This window comes from Enterobacter sp. S-33, from assembly GCF_028735835.1.
Classification (GTDB): Bacteria; Pseudomonadota; Gammaproteobacteria; order Enterobacterales; family Enterobacteriaceae; genus Enterobacter; species Enterobacter vonholyi.
This window is the reverse complement of sequence record NZ_CP117838.1, coordinates 1,509,628-1,525,794: the sequence shown is the minus strand read 5'-3', so window position 1 is coordinate 1,525,794 and position 16,167 is coordinate 1,509,628. Positions and strand designations below refer to the sequence as shown.

Sequence of the window (16,167 nt, the reverse complement as noted above, 5' to 3'; positions counted from 1 at the left end):
TGCGCTGCCCAACTTCTAATAACGTCACCTGCAAAGTACGCAATGGAAAAAACCCGTCAACAAGAGTTAACACGCTGGCTGAAACAGCAAAGCGTTATTTCCCGCCGCTGGCTTACGATTTCCCGTCTTTTGGGGTTCGTTAGCGGTCTGTTGATTGTTGCCCAGGCATGGCTGCTGGCCCGCATTCTTAATCACATGATCATGGAGAACATTCCGCGCGAAGCGCTCCTGCTGCCCTTTATTGTCCTGATCCTGATTTTTGTTCTGCGCGCCTGGGTGGTATGGCTGCGTGAGCGCGTCGGTTTTCACGCCGGACAGCACATCCGTTACGAGATCCGCCGTCAGGTGCTCGATCGTCTTCAGGAAGCCGGGCCCGCCTGGATCCAGGGTAAACCGGCCGGTAGCTGGGCGACGCTGATCCTTGAGCAGATTGACGATATGCACGACTACTACGCGCGCTATCTGCCGCAGATGGCCCTTGCCGTCTTCGTTCCGCTGCTGATCGTTATCGCTATCTTTCCGGTGAACTGGATGGCGGCGCTGATTCTGATGGGAACCGCCCCGCTGATCCCGCTGTTTATGGCGCTGGTCGGGATGGGGGCAGCGGATGCCAACCGCCGTAACTTCCTGGCACTGGGTCGCCTGAGTGGCCATTTCCTCGATCGTCTTCGCGGCATGGAGACATTGCGCATCTTTGGCCGCGGTGAAGCGGAAACCGAAAATATTCGCCTGGCGTCGCAGGACTTCCGTCAGCGCACCATGGAAGTCTTACGCCTCGCCTTCTTATCTTCCGGCGTACTGGAATTCTTCACCTCGCTGTCGATTGCCCTCGTGGCGGTCTACTTCGGCTTCTCTTACCTCGGCGCGCTGGATTTCGGCCATTACGGCACGGCGGTGACCCTTTCTGCCGGTTTCCTGGCGCTGATCCTGGCGCCGGAATTTTTCCAGCCGCTTCGCGATCTGGGAACCTTCTATCACGCCAAGGCGCAGGCGGTTGGCGCCGCCGATAGCCTGAAAACGTTTCTGGAAACGCCGCTGGCCCACCCGGAGCGGGGTGACGTAACGCTGAATGCTAAAGATCCGGTGACGATTGAAGCGCAGGACTTTTCTATTCTGTCGCCCGAAGGCAAAGTCCTCGCCGGTCCGCTGAACTTTACCTTACCTGCCGGACAACGCGTGGTGCTCGTCGGCACCAGCGGTTCCGGGAAAAGCTCTCTACTGAACGCGCTATCCGGTTTTATGGCCTACACGGGTTCACTGCGGATCAACAAAACCGAACTGCGCAACCTCGAGCCTGACGCCTGGCGTAAACAGCTCAGTTGGGTAGGACAAAACCCGCAGCTCCCGGCTTCTACGCTGCGTGAAAACGTGCTTCTGGCCCGCCCGGACGCGCGTGAAGATGAGCTGCAATCGGTTCTCGACCGCGCCTGGGTCAGCGAATTTCTGCCTCTGCTGCCGAAAGGGGTGGATACCGTGGTCGGCGATCAGTCCGCCGGGCTGTCGGTCGGGCAGGCGCAGCGCGTGGCCGTTGCCCGAGCGCTGCTTAACCCATGCCAGCTGATGCTGCTGGACGAGCCCGCCGCCAGCCTGGATGCCCACAGCGAGCAGCGCGTAATGGAGGCCCTGAACGCTGCCTCCCGGCAGCAAACCACGCTGATGGTTACCCACCAGCTGGAAGGCATTGCCGACTGGGACCAGATCTGGGTCATGGAGAACGGTCGTATTGTTGAGCAAGGCGATTACGCCTCTCTCGTTGCCGCCCAGGGACCATTTGCCGCCCTGCTGGCGAACCGTCAGGAGGATATCTGATGCGCGCTCTGCTGCCTTATCTTGCGCTCTATAAACGCCATAAATGGATGCTGACGCTGGGGATTGTGCTGGCGATTGTCACGCTGCTCGCCAGCATTGGCCTGCTCACGCTTTCTGGCTGGTTTCTGTCGGCCTCGGCCGTCGCGGGGTTCGCCGGATTATACAGCTTCAACTATATGCTTCCGGCGGCCGGGGTTCGCGGTACCGCCATCACCCGTACTGCCGGACGCTATTTCGAACGCCTGGTGAGCCACGACGCCACCTTCCGCGTGCTACAGCACCTGCGTATCTACACCTTCAGCAAACTGCTGCCCCTCTCCCCTGCCGGGCTGGCGCGTTTTCGTCAGGGCGAGTTGCTTAACCGCGTGGTGGCGGATGTCGACACGCTGGATCACCTTTATCTGCGCGTAATTTCCCCCATCGTGGGCGCGTTTGTGGTGATTGTGGTGGTCACGCTGGGGCTGTCTGTTCTGGATGTTCCCGTTGCGCTGACGCTGGGTGGGATAATGCTGTTAACGCTTATCGTTCTGCCGCCGCTGTTTTACCGCGCCGGGAAATCCACCGGGGAAAACCTGACTCGTCTGCGTGGGGACTATCGACAGCAGCTGACCTCCTGGCTTCAGGGCCAGGCAGAGCTGTCCATTTTTGGTGCCAGCAAGCGCTACCGCGCCCGCATGGAAAGTACGGAGCTAAACTGGCATGAAGCCCAGCGCCGCCAGTCGGAACTGACGGCCTTTTCTCAAGCGCTAATGATGCTAATCGGCGGTGTGGCGGTGATTGCCATGCTGTGGCTGGCTTCCGGCGATATCGGGGGAAATACACAGCCGGGTCCTCTTATTGCCCTTTTCGTTTTCTGTGCGCTGGCCGCATTTGAAGCGCTGGCCCCGGTGACGGGTGCCTTCCAGCACTTGGGTCAGGTGATCGCCTCTGCCCTGCGCATCACCCAGATTGCCGAGCAGGAGCCTGAAGTCACGTTCAGTGCCGGGCAGACCGCGGTACCAGAGCAGGTTGCGCTGACGCTTGACGATGTCACCTTCAGCTATGACAAACAGGCACAAAACGCGCTGGAGGGTATCACCCTTTCTGTTAATGCCGGACAGCGGATTGCGATCCTCGGCCGTACCGGCTGCGGTAAATCCACGTTGCTGCAGCTGCTGACCCGCGCCTGGGATCCGCAGCGCGGTCAGATTCGTTTTAATAACACGTCGCTGACCGATTTTAGCGAGCAGGCCCTGCGCAAAACCGTCAGCGTCGTTCCGCAGCGCGTGCATCTGTTTAGCGCCACCCTGCGCGATAACCTGCTGCTGGCAGCCCCAGAGGCCACTGATGATACGCTTCGCGCCGTGCTGGAACAGGTCGGTCTGCATAAGCTAGTTGAGGACGATGGATTGAACAGCTGGCTGGGCGAAGGCGGCCGTCAGCTTTCCGGCGGTGAGCTGCGCCGCCTGGCGATTGCGCGCGCGCTGCTGCACGATGCGCCGCTGATGCTGCTTGACGAGCCCACCGAAGGGCTTGACGCCACGACCGAGAGCCAAATCCTTGATTTGCTGGCCAATGTCATGACCGGTAAAACCGTCCTGATGGTCACGCATCGCCTGCGCGGACTGGCGAGTTTTGATCGGATAATTGTGATGGACAACGGACACATTATTGAGCAAGGTAGTCACGCAGAGCTGTTGGCGAAACAGGGTCGCTACTACCAGTTTAAACAGCGTCTGTAGACTATATTTGTAGCGTCCTCACTCGCGTACTGGAGTTTTGCTGTCATGCGCCTGGTCCAGCTTTCTCGTCATAACATCGCGTTCCCTTCTCCGGAAGGGGCGCTGCGTGAGCCCAATGGGCTGCTGGCCCTTGGCGGTGACCTCAGTCCTGCTCGACTATTGATGGCATACCAGCGCGGTATCTTCCCCTGGTTTTCTCCCGGCGATCCGATTTTATGGTGGTCTCCCGATCCGCGCGCCGTGCTGTGGCCAGATCAGTTTCACCTGAGCCGCAGCATGAAGCGTTTCCATGCGAAATCACCGTACCGCGTCACCCTTAATCACGCCTTTGGTCAGGTCATTGAAGGCTGTGCCGAAGACCGCTTTGAGGGAACGTGGATAACCCGCGATATTATTACCGCCTACCACCAGCTTCATGAGCTTGGCTACGCCCACTCAATCGAGGTATGGGACGGCGGAGCACTTGTCGGCGGCATGTATGGCGTGGCGCAGGGTACGCTGTTTTGCGGCGAGTCGATGTTCTCCCGCGCGGTTAACGCCTCGAAAACGGCACTGCTGGTTTTCTGCCAGGCATTTGCCCAGCGCGGCGGGCGCCTGATCGATTGTCAGGTGCTCAACGAGCACACGGCCTCTCTCGGTGCCGTTGAGATCCCGCGACGCCAGTACATTGAGCATCTGGATGCCAGCCGTCAGGAGAAGCTCCCCCGCGACTTCTGGATACCGAGAACGCTCTTTATGCCCAATGCCTAAATGTTTTCCGCATATTTTTTGTGAGGGTGTTATAATTATGCCGCAGAGTAGCTTCTGCCTGTTGCCCCGCCGCCGTTTGGGACCCTCGCTTCAGATAACGTCCTGACGTTTATCCTGTTGTCTCCCCTTTACGAATGCGCTTCCTGTTCGGTTGTACCGTGACGCTTGGGCAATGCGCCGAAACTGTTTTGCTGCGTTTTAATCGCGCAATTCTTTACTTAATTGATGAATTTCGGCATTATCTTGCCGGTTCAAAACTTGGTAGTGATACCCCAGAGGATTAGATGGCCAAAGAAGACAATATTGAAATGCAGGGTACCGTACTTGATACGTTGCCTAATACCATGTTTCGCGTAGAGCTGGAAAACGGTCACGTGGTAACTGCGCACATCTCCGGTAAAATGCGCAAAAACTACATCCGCATTTTGACGGGCGACAAAGTGACTGTTGAACTGACCCCGTACGACCTGAGCAAAGGCCGCATTGTCTTCCGTAGTCGCTAATTGTTTTCGCCTGTAATGGCAGATGAATATTAAATAAGGCCGGGATTCTCCCGGCCTTACTTTTTTGTGCTGCAGGCGATTATTTGACCATTCGACTCAGCGTCAGGGCTGTCTGTTCGACAGCAATGCCAGCCACTGAAAGTGACCGACATTAGCAACCGCAATGTCCTTAAATGGCTGTGTCTCGCTATGCTTTCAGCCGTTTGCCACCTGGTAACCTATATTTATCAAAGCATCAAGCTCGTCTTTCGCAAACAACCTTGCCCGATAGCACTCTCCTGGGAACTCGGGATAGCCATCCAGAGTACAAATCAGATCGTAGATTGTGGCAATAATATGGCCTGTCGCATCACTGATAAAGAAAGAGCGAGCGTGGTTGGTGTAGATGCCATAGTAGTCACCATAATCGATTGCAGCCCCCATAAAATCAGTGATTTGAGGAACGCGAGAGGAAGGTAACTGGATAATGCTACCTGTCTGAGTTGCTGTTTTGGAAACCAGATCAACAGCATAGAACATGACCCTTGCAGGATCGGTTTTGTAAACATCAGCCGTTGGATCAAGAGTAATATCACGAGTAACCGCGTTTCCTTCATTATCAACGCAGGAGCGATTATCAAATAGCGAAAGAACGAATTTGCCTTCGGCCTCATTGTTTAACCCAGCAAAAGCGCTATTTTTAGTGACGAATACGGTATGAGCACCATTTTCAAAATTCGTAATACCGGAAGTTTCTATCTGCGTAACGCCCTGCCCCGCTGCGAAACCAGGGTTAAATCCACCGGTATTAATACTCCATAATATCGTACCATCGGCAGGAGAAATACCAAACGTCAGGCCTGCAGAGCGAGTATGGATAACAATCGCTTCAGAGTTTGCTTCACCCTCGGGGATCCAGGAAAGCGAGTTAAGGTGAGCATCGTTTGTCGGGCTATTATTCAGGATCTGCGTATTATCGAATGCACGCGTATAATTTTTTGCCCACAGCATCATGCCTGTCTTTTCATCAAATTTTAAAATTGATGCATCCTGCCTCATCGTATTGGTCGAACGATCCGGGTTATCATTACCAATCATGAAGAGATTACCGGCTGAATCCCAGATCAGATCGTGGGTATTAGCATAGCGGTTGCCATCGCGGTCACGTAAATCAAATTCCAGAATCTCATTGCCTAAAATATCAATTTTAAAAAAACGTCGGCCATACCAGTGTTCATCTTCATCACTGCCGATATAGAAATAACCATTATGCGTTTTTAGCATCTGATTACGATAGGGCTGAGCATAATAGCAACGAAGATCGCCATTTTGGTCGTAACCATCACAATTGGTGGTCATTAACCAACTGTTTCCCCATACGGCCGCAAAGCTAGTGGGATCCGTTTGCTCAATATCGATATGAAATATTGTCGCATCGCGATAGACTTGTTCCTGTGTGCTTACCTGAATGGTTTGATTAAAAACTTCCACTCCGCTAAGGTTTTTAAAAACAACCTGCACTTGATTAAGATAGTTTGCGTACAGTCCAATAACCGGAATTTTTATCTCAGATAGAGAGATAATGTCATTTGATGAATACGTAAAATCTAAACTTGATGCGCTAGTTAATCTTCCCAGAACTGTATAGGAATATGTTACCGCTTCATCAATTCTGAACTTCAGATATACTGCAAGCTGGTTGTTCGCAGGCGCGAGTTCCATTCCAAGATAGGTAATTGCCATGTTGTTCACCTGTTATTAAGTATTACTGTTCAACTTCTTTTACACGCATTTCTTTCACCTGTTGGGGAATAATCTTATTTCCTTTTACCAGATAATCAATAACCGCATCAGAAAGGTTATACCCACCTTTTACCTGTTTGTTCTGACCATCGATAAATGCGGTAAAACCATCGCCCCCAGGAGCAAGGAAACTATTTGTCGCTACGCGATAGGTATCAGTATCTACAATCGGCTTGCCATTAAGCGTAAATAGCACAACGCGGTGCCCAACAGGTTTATGTTGGTCATATCGCATTTCCAGTCCTTTCGACATCTGCAAAACACCATTTGTAAGTGACGCTCCGTGTTCCATAAGATTGCGTAAGGATTTCCCTTTCAAATCCATGACAGTTAGCTCATTTGGAAACGGAAAAGCGCTGATAACATCGCCAAGGGTTATCGGACCGGCATTCAAGTCTGCGCGAAGACCACCTGAATTAGTGAGCGCCAGCTGCGCATCAGGCGCTGCAGCAAGCATTGCATCGGTAAATAAATTTCCAAGTGAAGATGACTCACCATAGGCGCGCGTAAGCGTAACAGGCGTCTCACCAACTTTTTGGCGAACCGTTTCGGACAGTTTTTTATTCCAGGTATCAATAACGCTCTGAGTTGCCGGATCGGGTTTCCATTCATCGGCATACAGGGTTTTAAGTTCGAAGCTTTTTATTTTATGGTGATGCGTTTTTAGATCCACATCGAGAACCAGCTTACCGATATCAATCCCCCCACTGTCAGTCGAAAGTACCAACGTGTTGCCTACGTTGAGCGGCTCCACTGTTCCAACATGCGCATGTCCGGTAATCAGAATATCCAGGCCCTTCACCTGCTTCGCCGTCTGAATATCCTTATCAAGGGCGCGCTTCACGTCTGTATTGCCGATACTGGACTGGCGTGCAGGGAAACCTTCATGCATAAGTGCAACGGTAATATCCACTTTTCCACGAAGTTCATCCAGATAATGCTGGAGATATTTCACCTCGTCACGCGCTTCAATCCCCTGACGCATTGACGAAGAAACGGTATCATCGAATGCAAACACGCCGTGCAACCCAATAACCCCAATTTTAATGCCATCCTTTTCGATGATGGTATAAGGATTATTCCAGAAGAGGACATTACTGTTTTTATAAAAGACGTTCCCTAACAGTATCGGGAATTTAGCCTGACTGAGCTGTATAAGGGTATTATCCCAACCATGATCGAACTCATGATTGCCGACAGACGCAGCATCAAATGACATTGTATTCATAATATCTATGATTGCCTTCCCTTTTGTCAGGCTACTGATATACGGGCCGGTAAAATAATCCCCAGCATCGAAATAAAAAGTAGCCTTATTGTTTTTCTTTTCTTGCTTAACGTATGTTGCAATATTTGCAAAGCCACCCACAGCTCTTTTTCCCTCTGCAACATAGGGGAGTTTATAAGGCTCAACATGGGCATGCAGATCATTAGTATAAATGACGGTAACGTCCTGCGCTGGACTTAGCGAAGCATATCCCGACAATAATAAAACTGCGATTACTGTTTTTTTCATATTTCAACTCTCTAATTAAAAGAAGAGTTTCATTATCGATTAGCAAAAAACAGATTTTGTGAACTTTCTCACGGCATATAAAAAAGAGAGGCGTGAAAATCATCGACTCACAGAATCAGTTGGTGATATGCATGGAATGCGCTCCAAAAATAGACCTGAATGTTTGTAAAAGCTGGTCATGCCCTAATCTTGGAATACCTGATGCGAGTGATTATGTTGTTCCTGTTTATCGTCTCGGCTACGCTGCTCTTGAATGTCAAAAATGTGGCAGCCTTCCGCCCTTGTTTAATAAAAAAGAATGTGACGAGTGGTTCAGACACTTCATGCAACAAAAATTGGGAAATACAGGACAAGGTTGTCCTCGCTGTTTTACAACTCGCATCATTCACTATGGATACACAAAAGCCAGAACCCCACGCCTTCAATGTTGTACCTGCCGCTATGTGTTTACTCCACACTATGACAATGCTCAATGTCAGGATAAAAATATCACCCTTCTTTCCCGGCTCGAACAAGGCGTGCATTCTGGTGAAACGACAAACCAAAGGGCGCTTGCACAAGCGGTTAACGGGTTTGAACACGTTCTTCATGCCTCTGTCCCTGGATTAACAAGGGTGTCAACGACGACGATGGTAATACCGTTTCAGGGCCGCGCTGCGAGGCAGAAATTATATGTTGTGATCAGCGCCGATGCTGATTCAGGGAAAATTATGCAAATCACAACTAACTATAGCGACTGGAAAGCAGGCGATTCGTTGCTCTATAAAAGCTCACAGCCCAGCCCTTCTGCGATATTACCGTCGAGCGATGTTGATCTTATTCGTGAACAAGAGAAGCAATTTCTGACGCGGAGTCAGTTCGATGAAATTCAGTACGGTAGCGCCGAACTTAAGCGAAACGACCGGGGAAGCATAGTCCGTCCTGTCATAACCATACACAGTCATTTTCAGCGATTAAAACGACGATTCCCGGGTGTAACCGATCATTATCTCGCGCATGAGTGCGTCTTGCGTGGCGGTGCAATTACGGCCTGGTCAACAGAGGTTGGCCTTGGAAAAACCAATCTGTGGTTTGTGTCTGAAAAGCCTGAAAACGCCATGCTCTCTGAAAAGTCATTTTACCTGACTGGCAGCTGGAAAATGGGATGGTGGAAGAATGTATGGGAGCGCTGGGATAATGGCGAGAGATGCAAGATGATTGGCCTCCTAACCGGACAGCAAAGTACAGCGGAACCCGCTTTGATTACGCTTGCACCCTGCACTGCATTTGGTGCCTGGCTGAAAGCCCATCCATGGTCATTACAGTGTCATAACTATGGAGCCCGGGTTGTGAGCCAGCATTTAGTGGGTCTTGGCTGTATTTATAACCAAAAATTGATTCTGTGAGCCCGTATTTTACGTCTTATAGACCGGCTCCAGGCAATAACGTACGTTAAGGTGAGCACGTAAGATTGTCAATTCATACACTTACAGGATGCCAGTCCTGACACCTGATTTGCAGGTTCGCCGCCATTTTATTACTGTGGATTTATCCAGCAACCAACGTCGAACAAAAGTGGAAAGCGCCTCGCAAAATTCCTCTGCGGCCTGATGCCGTCATCCCGGCCCTCTCCCACTGTAAGAGGGAGAAAAGCAGGAATAAAAAAACCGGGCAAATGCCCGGTTTCTAACATTAGCCTTCCACTCACTCAGTGAGCCGCTTCCGGCTTGTGCTTCGCCGCACTCTGGAAATCGTACGTGAGTTCGTTCTTCGCCTGATCCAGCGCCACGGTCACCTGGCCGCCGTCCACCAGCGAGCCAAACAGCAGCTCGTTCGCCAGCGGTTTCTTCAGGTTGTCCTGAATTACACGCGCCATTGGACGGGCGCCCATCGCACGGTCGTAGCCTTTCTCGGCCAGCCAGTTTCGGGCCTCCTGGCTCACTTCCAGCGACACGCCTTTCTGATCCAGCTGAACCTGCAGCTCGACGATGAACTTATCCACGACCTGATGGATCACCTCGGTAGACAGGTGATCGAACCAGATAATGTTGTCCAGACGGTTACGGAACTCCGGCGTGAAGATCTTCTTGATCTCCTCCATCGCATCGGTGCTGTTATCCTGGTGGATCAGGCCGATGGACTTACGCTCGGTTTCTCGCACCCCGGCGTTAGTGGTCATTACCAGCACCACGTTGCGGAAGTCAGCTTTGCGCCCGTTGTTGTCGGTCAGCGTCCCGTTGTCCATCACCTGCAGCAGGATGTTGAACACGTCCGGGTGCGCTTTCTCGATTTCATCAAGCAGCAGTACCGCGTGCGGGTGCTTGATCACCGCGTCGGTGAGCAGGCCGCCCTGGTCAAAGCCCACGTAGCCCGGAGGCGCACCGATCAAACGGCTGACAGTGTGACGCTCCATATACTCGGACATATCAAAGCGCAGCAGCTCAATGCCCAGCGCTTTGGAAAGCTGAACCGTTACCTCGGTTTTCCCCACGCCGGTCGGGCCGGCAAACAGGAAGGAACCGACAGGCTTGTGCTCATGCCCCAGTCCGGCACGGGCCATCTTGATCGCTTCGGTTAAGGCCTCAATGGCTTTATCCTGACCAAAGACCAGCATTTTCAGGCGATTGCCGAGGGTGCGCAGCGTGTCGCGGTCGCTCTGAGAGACGCTTTTCTCAGGGATACGCGCGATGCGGGCCACCACGGACTCAATATCCGCCACGTTAACGGTTTTCTTACGCTTGCTGGCCGGCATCAGGCGCGCACGCGCCCCTGCCTCATCAATCACGTCAATCGCCTTATCCGGCAGATGACGGTCATTGATGTATTTCACCGCCAGCTCCACCGCCGCACGCACCGCTTTCGCGGTATAACGCACGTCGTGGTGCGCTTCGTACTTCGGCTTCAGGCCGTTAATGATCTGCACCGTTTCCTCGACGGACGGTTCGGTCACGTCGATTTTCTGGAAGCGGCGCGCCAGCGCACGGTCTTTCTCAAAGATGTTGCTGAACTCCTGGTAGGTCGTGGAGCCAATCACGCGGATCTTGCCGCTGGAGAGCAGCGGTTTGATCAGGTTCGCGGCATCCACCTGGCCACCGGAGGCCGCACCTGCCCCGATGATGGTGTGAATTTCATCGATAAACAGGATGCTGTTGGTGTCCTGCTCCAGCTGTTTCAATAGCGCCTTGAAGCGTTTTTCAAAATCACCGCGGTATTTAGTGCCCGCCAGCAGCGAGCCGATATCCAGCGAGTAGATGGTGCAGTCGGCAATCACTTCCGGCACGTCGCCCTGGACAATGCGCCAGGCAAGCCCTTCGGCAATCGCGGTTTTACCCACGCCTGACTCCCCCACCAGCAGCGGGTTGTTCTTGCGGCGACGGCACAGCACCTGGATCGCGCGCTCCAGCTCTTTATCGCGACCAATCAGCGGGTCGATACCGCCAACGCGAGCAAGCTGGTTAAGGTTGGTGGTGAAGTTTTCCATACGATCCTCCCCGCCTGCTTGCTCTTCATTGTTATTGACCTGATTGCTGGAATCCGATGCCTGGTTAGGCTCGTCTTTGCGCGTTCCGTGAGAGATAAAGTTAACCACGTCGAGGCGGCTGACTTCGTGTTTGCGCAGCAGATAGGCAGCCTGTGACTCCTGCTCGCTGAAGATGGCGACTAAGACGTTTGCGCCAGTCACTTCGCTACGCCCGGAAGACTGGACGTGGAATACCGCGCGCTGCAGCACGCGCTGGAAGCTGAGCGTCGGCTGCGTGTCGCGCTCTTCTTCACTGGCTGGCAGCACCGGTGTGGTTTGTTCGATGAAGGCTTCGAGTTCCTGACGTAGCGCCACCAGATCCACGGAGCAGGCTTCCAGCGCTTCGCGGGCAGATGGGTTGCTAAGCAGTGCGAGCAGTAAATGCTCGACGGTCATAAACTCATGTCGGTGCTCACGCGCTCTGGCGAAAGCCATGTTTAAACTGAGTTCCAGTTCTTGATTGAGCATAGGCACCTCCCCCAATTTTATGCCTTATCAGGCCTTTTCCAGCGTACACAGCAACGGATGCTCGTTCTCCCTCGCATAGTCGTTCACCATCGCCACTTTGGTTTCCGCCACTTCGGCTGTGAAGATGCCGCAGATAGCTTTGCCACGATAATGAACGGTAAGCATCAGTTGCGTTGCACGTTCTACATCATAAGAAAAGAACTTTTGTAGCACGTCAATAACAAATTCCATCGGCGTGTAATCATCGTTCATTAACATAACTTTATACATAGATGGCGGTTTTAGCGCGTCGCGCACTTTGTCTTCCGCCAGCTGGTCAAAATCCAGCCAATCGTTGGTCTTACCCATTATGCATAACCACTTTGAATCTACCTCAGATGTTAGATAACAATCATCTATTACTGTCATCCGCGATGTCTGTCACAAACTGTTGCAATAGCGTTAACTGCTTCAAACTTTGGTTGATTATTGTCCCATCTCCAGCGCCAAACGCTTGACGACTTCTTTCGTTTCTCTAAATTGTACAAGCGTGAGATGGCGAGGTTTTGAACAGCCCCCACTCCACCACCGGTTCATTCCATCTTAACTTATAAGATTTACGAAGGATGTCGAAGCATGGAAATGGGTACTGTTAAGTGGTTCAACAACGCCAAAGGGTTTGGCTTCATCTGCCCCGAAGGCGGCGGCGAGGATATCTTCGCTCACTATTCCACCATTCAGATGGATGGTTACAGAACGCTCAAAGCCGGGCAGTCCGTCCGGTTCGATGTTCACCAGGGACCAAAAGGCAATCATGCCAGCCTTATCGTCCCCATTGAAGCTGAGACGGTTGCATAGCTCTCTGTTTTATTGTGTACATCCCGCAGTCAAAATGCCAGCCCGATCGGCTGGCATTTTTATTTTCGGGTTATTCCCGAGCCAGCGCGTCCACCGGATCCAGCCGCGCCGCGTTGCGGGCGGGCAACCAGCCAAACAAAATGCCGGTAAAGGTTGAACACAAGAATGCGGTAATAATGGCCACCGGCGAGAAGCCAATTTCCCAGCCGGGTAAAAAGAGCTGGAGCGCGAAGGCGATCATCATCGAGAGCGCAATCCCCATCGCACCGCCGACCAGACACACCAGCACGGCTTCAATCAAAAACTGCTGCAGCACGTCGCTGGCCCGGGCCCCGACCGCCATGCGGATGCCAATCTCCCGGGTACGTTCGGTTACCGACACCAGCATGATGTTCATCACCCCGATACCGCCGACGACCAGCGAAATCACCGCCACCAGCGTGAGGAACAGCTGAAGAGTACGTGTGGTCTTTTCCGCCGTTTTCAAGAGGCCGTCCATATTCCAGGTGAAGAAATCTTTCTTCCCGTGGCGCAGGGTTAACAGCCGCTCAAGCTGCTGTTCGGCCAGCGCGCTGTCGTAGCCCTCCTTCACGCGCACGGTGATGGAGTTGAGCCAGGACTGCCCCATAATCCGCCCGGAGATGGTGGTATAGGGCAGCCAGACGCGCAGGATCTTGCTGCTGCCAAACATCGACTGCTTCTCTTCCGCCACGCCGATAACCGTGGCAGGCATGTTGCCGACCAGGATCACTTCGCCCACCACGTTGGCTTTATTGGGGAAGAGCTGTCTGCGCGAATTCGCGTCCAGCACCACCACCTGCGCCCTGCCCGCCAGCTGCTCGGCGTTGAAGGTGGCGCCTTCGCTGAAGGTCATACCGTAGACGTTGAAGTAGTCTCCGCTCACGCCGTTCGCGCTGGCTGCCACATCAACATTGCCCACGCGCAGGCGCAGGTTCTGCGACACCGCAGGCGTGGCAGAGTTGACCCATGGCTGCTTCTGAATGGCCGCCAGGTCGTCGTATTTCAGTGCCTGTTGATACTGCGGCTCGTCGTCGCCAAAGTCTTTGCCGGGATAGACGTCAATGGTATTGGTGCCAATAGCGCGGATATCTGCCAGCACCAGCTGCTTGGCCGCGTCGCCCACCACCACAATCGACACCACCGAGGCGATACCGATAATGATGCCGAGCATCGTCAGCAGGGTACGCATTTTATTGGCCGCCATCGCCAGCCAGGCCATGGTCAGCGCTTCACGAAAGCCGCTGGAAAACTGTCCCCAGCCGGTTGATGCTGGCAATGCTTCTTTAGATGCCGCAGCTCTGGACTCACGCGGCGGCGGGTTGCTGACCAGCTCGCCGTCGCGGATCTCAATTATGCGCTCCGCCTGTGCCGCCACCTGCGGATCGTGGGTCACGATGATGACCGTGTGCCCCCGATCGCGAAGCTGATGCAGGATCGCCATCACCTCTTCGCCGGAATGGCTGTCAAGCGCCCCGGTCGGCTCATCCGCGAGGATCACCTGCCCGCCGTTCATCAGGGCACGGGCAATACTCACGCGCTGCTGCTGCCCGCCGGACAGCTGCGAGGGCTGGTATTCCACCCGCTCCGCCAGCCCCAGACGCGTCAGCAGCGTCTGCGCGCGTTCAAGTCGCTTTTTCCGCTCGACGCCCGCATACACCGCGGGCACTTCAACGTTCTGCGCCGCATTAAGATGAGAAAGCAGATGGTAACGCTGGAAGATAAAGCCGAAATGTTCCCGGCGCAGCTTCGCCAGCGCGTCACCGTTCAGCGTGGAGACATCCGTTCCGGCCACGCGGTACGTGCCGCTGGTGGGTTTATCCAGACAGCCGAGAATGTTCATCAGCGTCGATTTACCGGAACCCGATGCCCCGACAATCGCCACCATCTCGCCCGCCTCCACGCGCAGGGAGATGCCCTTCAGCACCTCCACCGGGCCGTCGCCCGACGGATAGCTGCGACGAATGTCCTTCAGCTCAAGCAGCGCCGTCATTTGGCGGCTCCGGGCAGGCTTTCGCTGACAACAACCTCCTCGCCCTCTTCCAGTCCTTTCACCACCACCACGTCGGTGTCGTTGCGCGCGCCTATCACAACCTCACGCTCGCGCGTTTCGCCGTTGCGCAGCACTTTCACTTTATAACGGCTATCCCCGGCGGATTCGCCGAGCGCGGAGAGCGGAATGGTCAGCACGTTCTTCACGCCGGTCAGCTGGATATGCACCTGTGCGGTCATGTCCAGACGCAGCACGCCCTGCGGGTTTGGCACCTCAAAGCGGGCATAGTAAAAAATAGCGTCGTTAACTTTTTCCGGCGTCGGCAGAATGTCTTTCAGCACGCCTTCGTAGCGCGTCTGCGGGTCGCCCAGCACCGTAAACCAGGCGTTCTGTCCCGGCTTAAGATGGATAACATCCGCCTCTGAAACCTGGGCTTTGACCAGCATAGTGCTCATGTCCGCCAGCGTCAGAATGTTTGGCGCCTGCTGCGCGGCAATCACCGTCTGGCCCTGCAGCGTAGTGATCTGGGTCACTTCACCCGCCATCGGCGCAACGATTTTGGTGTAGTCGAGGTTGGTTTTCGCCGTATCCAGCGAGGCCTGATTGCGCTTGATTTGCGCGTCAATCGTGCCAATCTGCGCCTGTTTCACCGCCAGTTCCGTGGTGGCCGTGTCTAAATCCTGCTTCGAAATCGCCTGGGTTTTGGCCAGCGCCTGCTGTCGGGTCAGCGTCACCTGCGCCAGGTTACGTTCTGCCAGCGCCTGCGCACGCTGCGCGCGCAGCTCCATCAGCGTGGCTTCCACCTCGCGGATCTGGTTCTCAGCCTGTTCAGGATCGATAACGCCGAGCAGCTGGCCTTTTTTCACCTTATCGCCAATCTCAACCGACAGCGTTTTCAGCTGGCCGCTAACCTGCGCGCCGACGTCAACCTTGCGCAAAGCGTCAAGCTTGCCCGTCGCAAGGACGTTTTGCTGCAGTTCGCCCGGGCGAACAATCAGTGTCTGATACTGCGGCACCGGCGCATTCAGCACCTGCCATAGCCAGTACCCACCGACTAAAACCACGACCGCCAGCAGCAGAAACAGCGTTCTGCGTTTTCCCTTGAGATTCATAAATATTCCAAATAAATGTTCTGGCAATTATAAATGTTGATTCTATCTAAACGACTCCTCAACGAAACCCCTGTTCTCTGAAATCGCCCTAATTTGTTTACGAGACGTTGACATTTCTCCTGTTGAAATAGCGATATTCCAAAAGGATCAGGATCTACC

Annotated in this window: 12 protein-coding genes; 6 read left to right on the top strand and 6 right to left on the bottom strand. The window is 53.7% G+C overall.

The window, feature by feature from the left end; all coding sequences use genetic code 11:
• Positions 1-42 precede the first annotated feature (42 nt).
• From cydD to infA, 4 genes are all read left to right on the top strand, one after another.
• On the top strand, positions 43-1,809 hold the full coding sequence (gene cydD, locus PUP35_RS07140; protein ID WP_143344886.1) for a heme ABC transporter permease/ATP-binding protein CydD: 1,767 nt from the start codon (positions 43-45) through the stop codon (positions 1,807-1,809).
• Positions 1,809-3,530, top strand: a complete 1,722-nt coding sequence (gene cydC, locus PUP35_RS07135; protein WP_115874627.1) for a heme ABC transporter ATP-binding protein/permease CydC — start codon at positions 1,809-1,811, stop codon at positions 3,528-3,530. The genes cydD and cydC overlap by 1 nt, the downstream gene beginning before the upstream one ends.
• 45 nt (positions 3,531-3,575) lie before the next feature.
• The gene (aat, locus tag PUP35_RS07130; protein WP_111963917.1) at positions 3,576-4,280 is read left to right on the top strand and encodes a leucyl/phenylalanyl-tRNA--protein transferase; all 705 of its coding nucleotides are present in this window, start codon (positions 3,576-3,578) and stop codon (positions 4,278-4,280) included.
• Between the two features lie 284 nt (positions 4,281-4,564).
• Entirely contained in the window at positions 4,565-4,783 is a 219-nt protein-coding gene (gene infA / locus PUP35_RS07125; RefSeq protein ID WP_002211347.1) for a translation initiation factor IF-1, read from the top strand.
• A gap of 195 nt (positions 4,784-4,978) precedes the next feature.
• On the opposite strand, the gene PUP35_RS07120 is transcribed toward infA, so the two are convergent.
• Both PUP35_RS07120 and PUP35_RS07115 read right to left on the bottom strand, forming a co-directional pair.
• The gene (locus PUP35_RS07120) at positions 4,979-6,505 is read right to left on the bottom strand and encodes an aryl-sulfate sulfotransferase (RefSeq protein WP_274242459.1); all 1,527 of its coding nucleotides are present in this window, start codon (positions 6,503-6,505) and stop codon (positions 4,979-4,981) included.
• A gap of 22 nt (positions 6,506-6,527) precedes the next feature.
• Positions 6,528-8,081: a bifunctional metallophosphatase/5'-nucleotidase gene (locus PUP35_RS07115; RefSeq protein ID WP_274242458.1), complete on the bottom strand. Its 1,554-nt coding sequence runs from the start codon at positions 8,079-8,081 to the stop codon at positions 6,528-6,530.
• Between the two features lie 92 nt (positions 8,082-8,173).
• Here PUP35_RS07115 and PUP35_RS07110 point away from each other — a divergent pair, with 92 nt between their 5' ends.
• Positions 8,174-9,466 carry a hypothetical protein gene (locus PUP35_RS07110; protein ID WP_274242457.1) on the top strand — a complete coding sequence of 431 codons (1,293 nt, stop codon included), beginning with the start codon at positions 8,174-8,176 and terminating at the stop codon, positions 9,464-9,466.
• Between the two features lie 302 nt (positions 9,467-9,768).
• On the opposite strand, the gene clpA is transcribed toward PUP35_RS07110, so the two are convergent.
• Together clpA and clpS are read right to left on the bottom strand one after the other, a co-directional pair.
• Entirely contained in the window at positions 9,769-12,048 is a 2,280-nt protein-coding gene (clpA, locus tag PUP35_RS07105; protein WP_014831269.1) for an ATP-dependent Clp protease ATP-binding subunit ClpA, read from the bottom strand.
• A gap of 27 nt (positions 12,049-12,075) precedes the next feature.
• On the bottom strand, positions 12,076-12,396 hold the full coding sequence (gene clpS / locus PUP35_RS07100) for an ATP-dependent Clp protease adapter ClpS (protein WP_006174393.1): 321 nt from the start codon (positions 12,394-12,396) through the stop codon (positions 12,076-12,078).
• A gap of 267 nt (positions 12,397-12,663) precedes the next feature.
• On the opposite strand from clpS, the gene cspD reads away from it, so the two are divergent.
• Entirely contained in the window at positions 12,664-12,885 is a 222-nt protein-coding gene (gene cspD / locus PUP35_RS07095; RefSeq protein WP_008499993.1) for a cold shock-like protein CspD, read from the top strand.
• Between the two features lie 70 nt (positions 12,886-12,955).
• Here the strand turns inward: cspD and macB are convergent, their stop codons facing one another.
• Complete coding sequence (gene macB / locus PUP35_RS07090; protein WP_274242456.1) at positions 12,956-14,896, bottom strand: macrolide ABC transporter ATP-binding protein/permease MacB; 1,941 nt, start codon at positions 14,894-14,896, stop codon at positions 12,956-12,958.
• Positions 14,893-16,008: a macrolide transporter subunit MacA gene (gene macA / locus PUP35_RS07085; RefSeq protein ID WP_127730241.1), complete on the bottom strand. Its 1,116-nt coding sequence runs from the start codon at positions 16,006-16,008 to the stop codon at positions 14,893-14,895. Before macA ends, macB begins: the two co-directional genes overlap by 4 nt.
• Positions 16,009-16,167: the final 159 nt, after the last annotated feature.

Excerpts from the sequence above, each read along its gene's own strand:
- clpS (WP_006174393.1), bottom strand. The coding sequence starts at position 12,396 with ATGGGTAAGACCAACGATTGGCTGGATTTTGACCAGCTGGCGGAAGAC.
- cydC (WP_115874627.1), top strand. The coding sequence starts at position 1,809 with ATGCGCGCTCTGCTGCCTTATCTTGCGCTCTATAAACGCCATAAATGG.
- PUP35_RS07115 (WP_274242458.1), bottom strand. The coding sequence starts at position 8,081 with ATGAAAAAAACAGTAATCGCAGTTTTATTATTGTCGGGATATGCTTCG.
- infA (WP_002211347.1), top strand. The coding sequence starts at position 4,565 with ATGGCCAAAGAAGACAATATTGAAATGCAGGGTACCGTACTTGATACG.
- cspD (WP_008499993.1), top strand. The coding sequence starts at position 12,664 with ATGGAAATGGGTACTGTTAAGTGGTTCAACAACGCCAAAGGGTTTGGC.
- cydD (WP_143344886.1), top strand. The coding sequence starts at position 43 with ATGGAAAAAACCCGTCAACAAGAGTTAACACGCTGGCTGAAACAGCAA.
- macA (WP_127730241.1), bottom strand. The coding sequence starts at position 16,008 with ATGAATCTCAAGGGAAAACGCAGAACGCTGTTTCTGCTGCTGGCGGTC.
- macB (WP_274242456.1), bottom strand. The coding sequence starts at position 14,896 with ATGACGGCGCTGCTTGAGCTGAAGGACATTCGTCGCAGCTATCCGTCG.
- PUP35_RS07120 (WP_274242459.1), bottom strand. The coding sequence starts at position 6,505 with ATGGCAATTACCTATCTTGGAATGGAACTCGCGCCTGCGAACAACCAG.
- clpA (WP_014831269.1), bottom strand. The coding sequence starts at position 12,048 with ATGCTCAATCAAGAACTGGAACTCAGTTTAAACATGGCTTTCGCCAGA.
- aat (WP_111963917.1), top strand. The coding sequence starts at position 3,576 with ATGCGCCTGGTCCAGCTTTCTCGTCATAACATCGCGTTCCCTTCTCCG.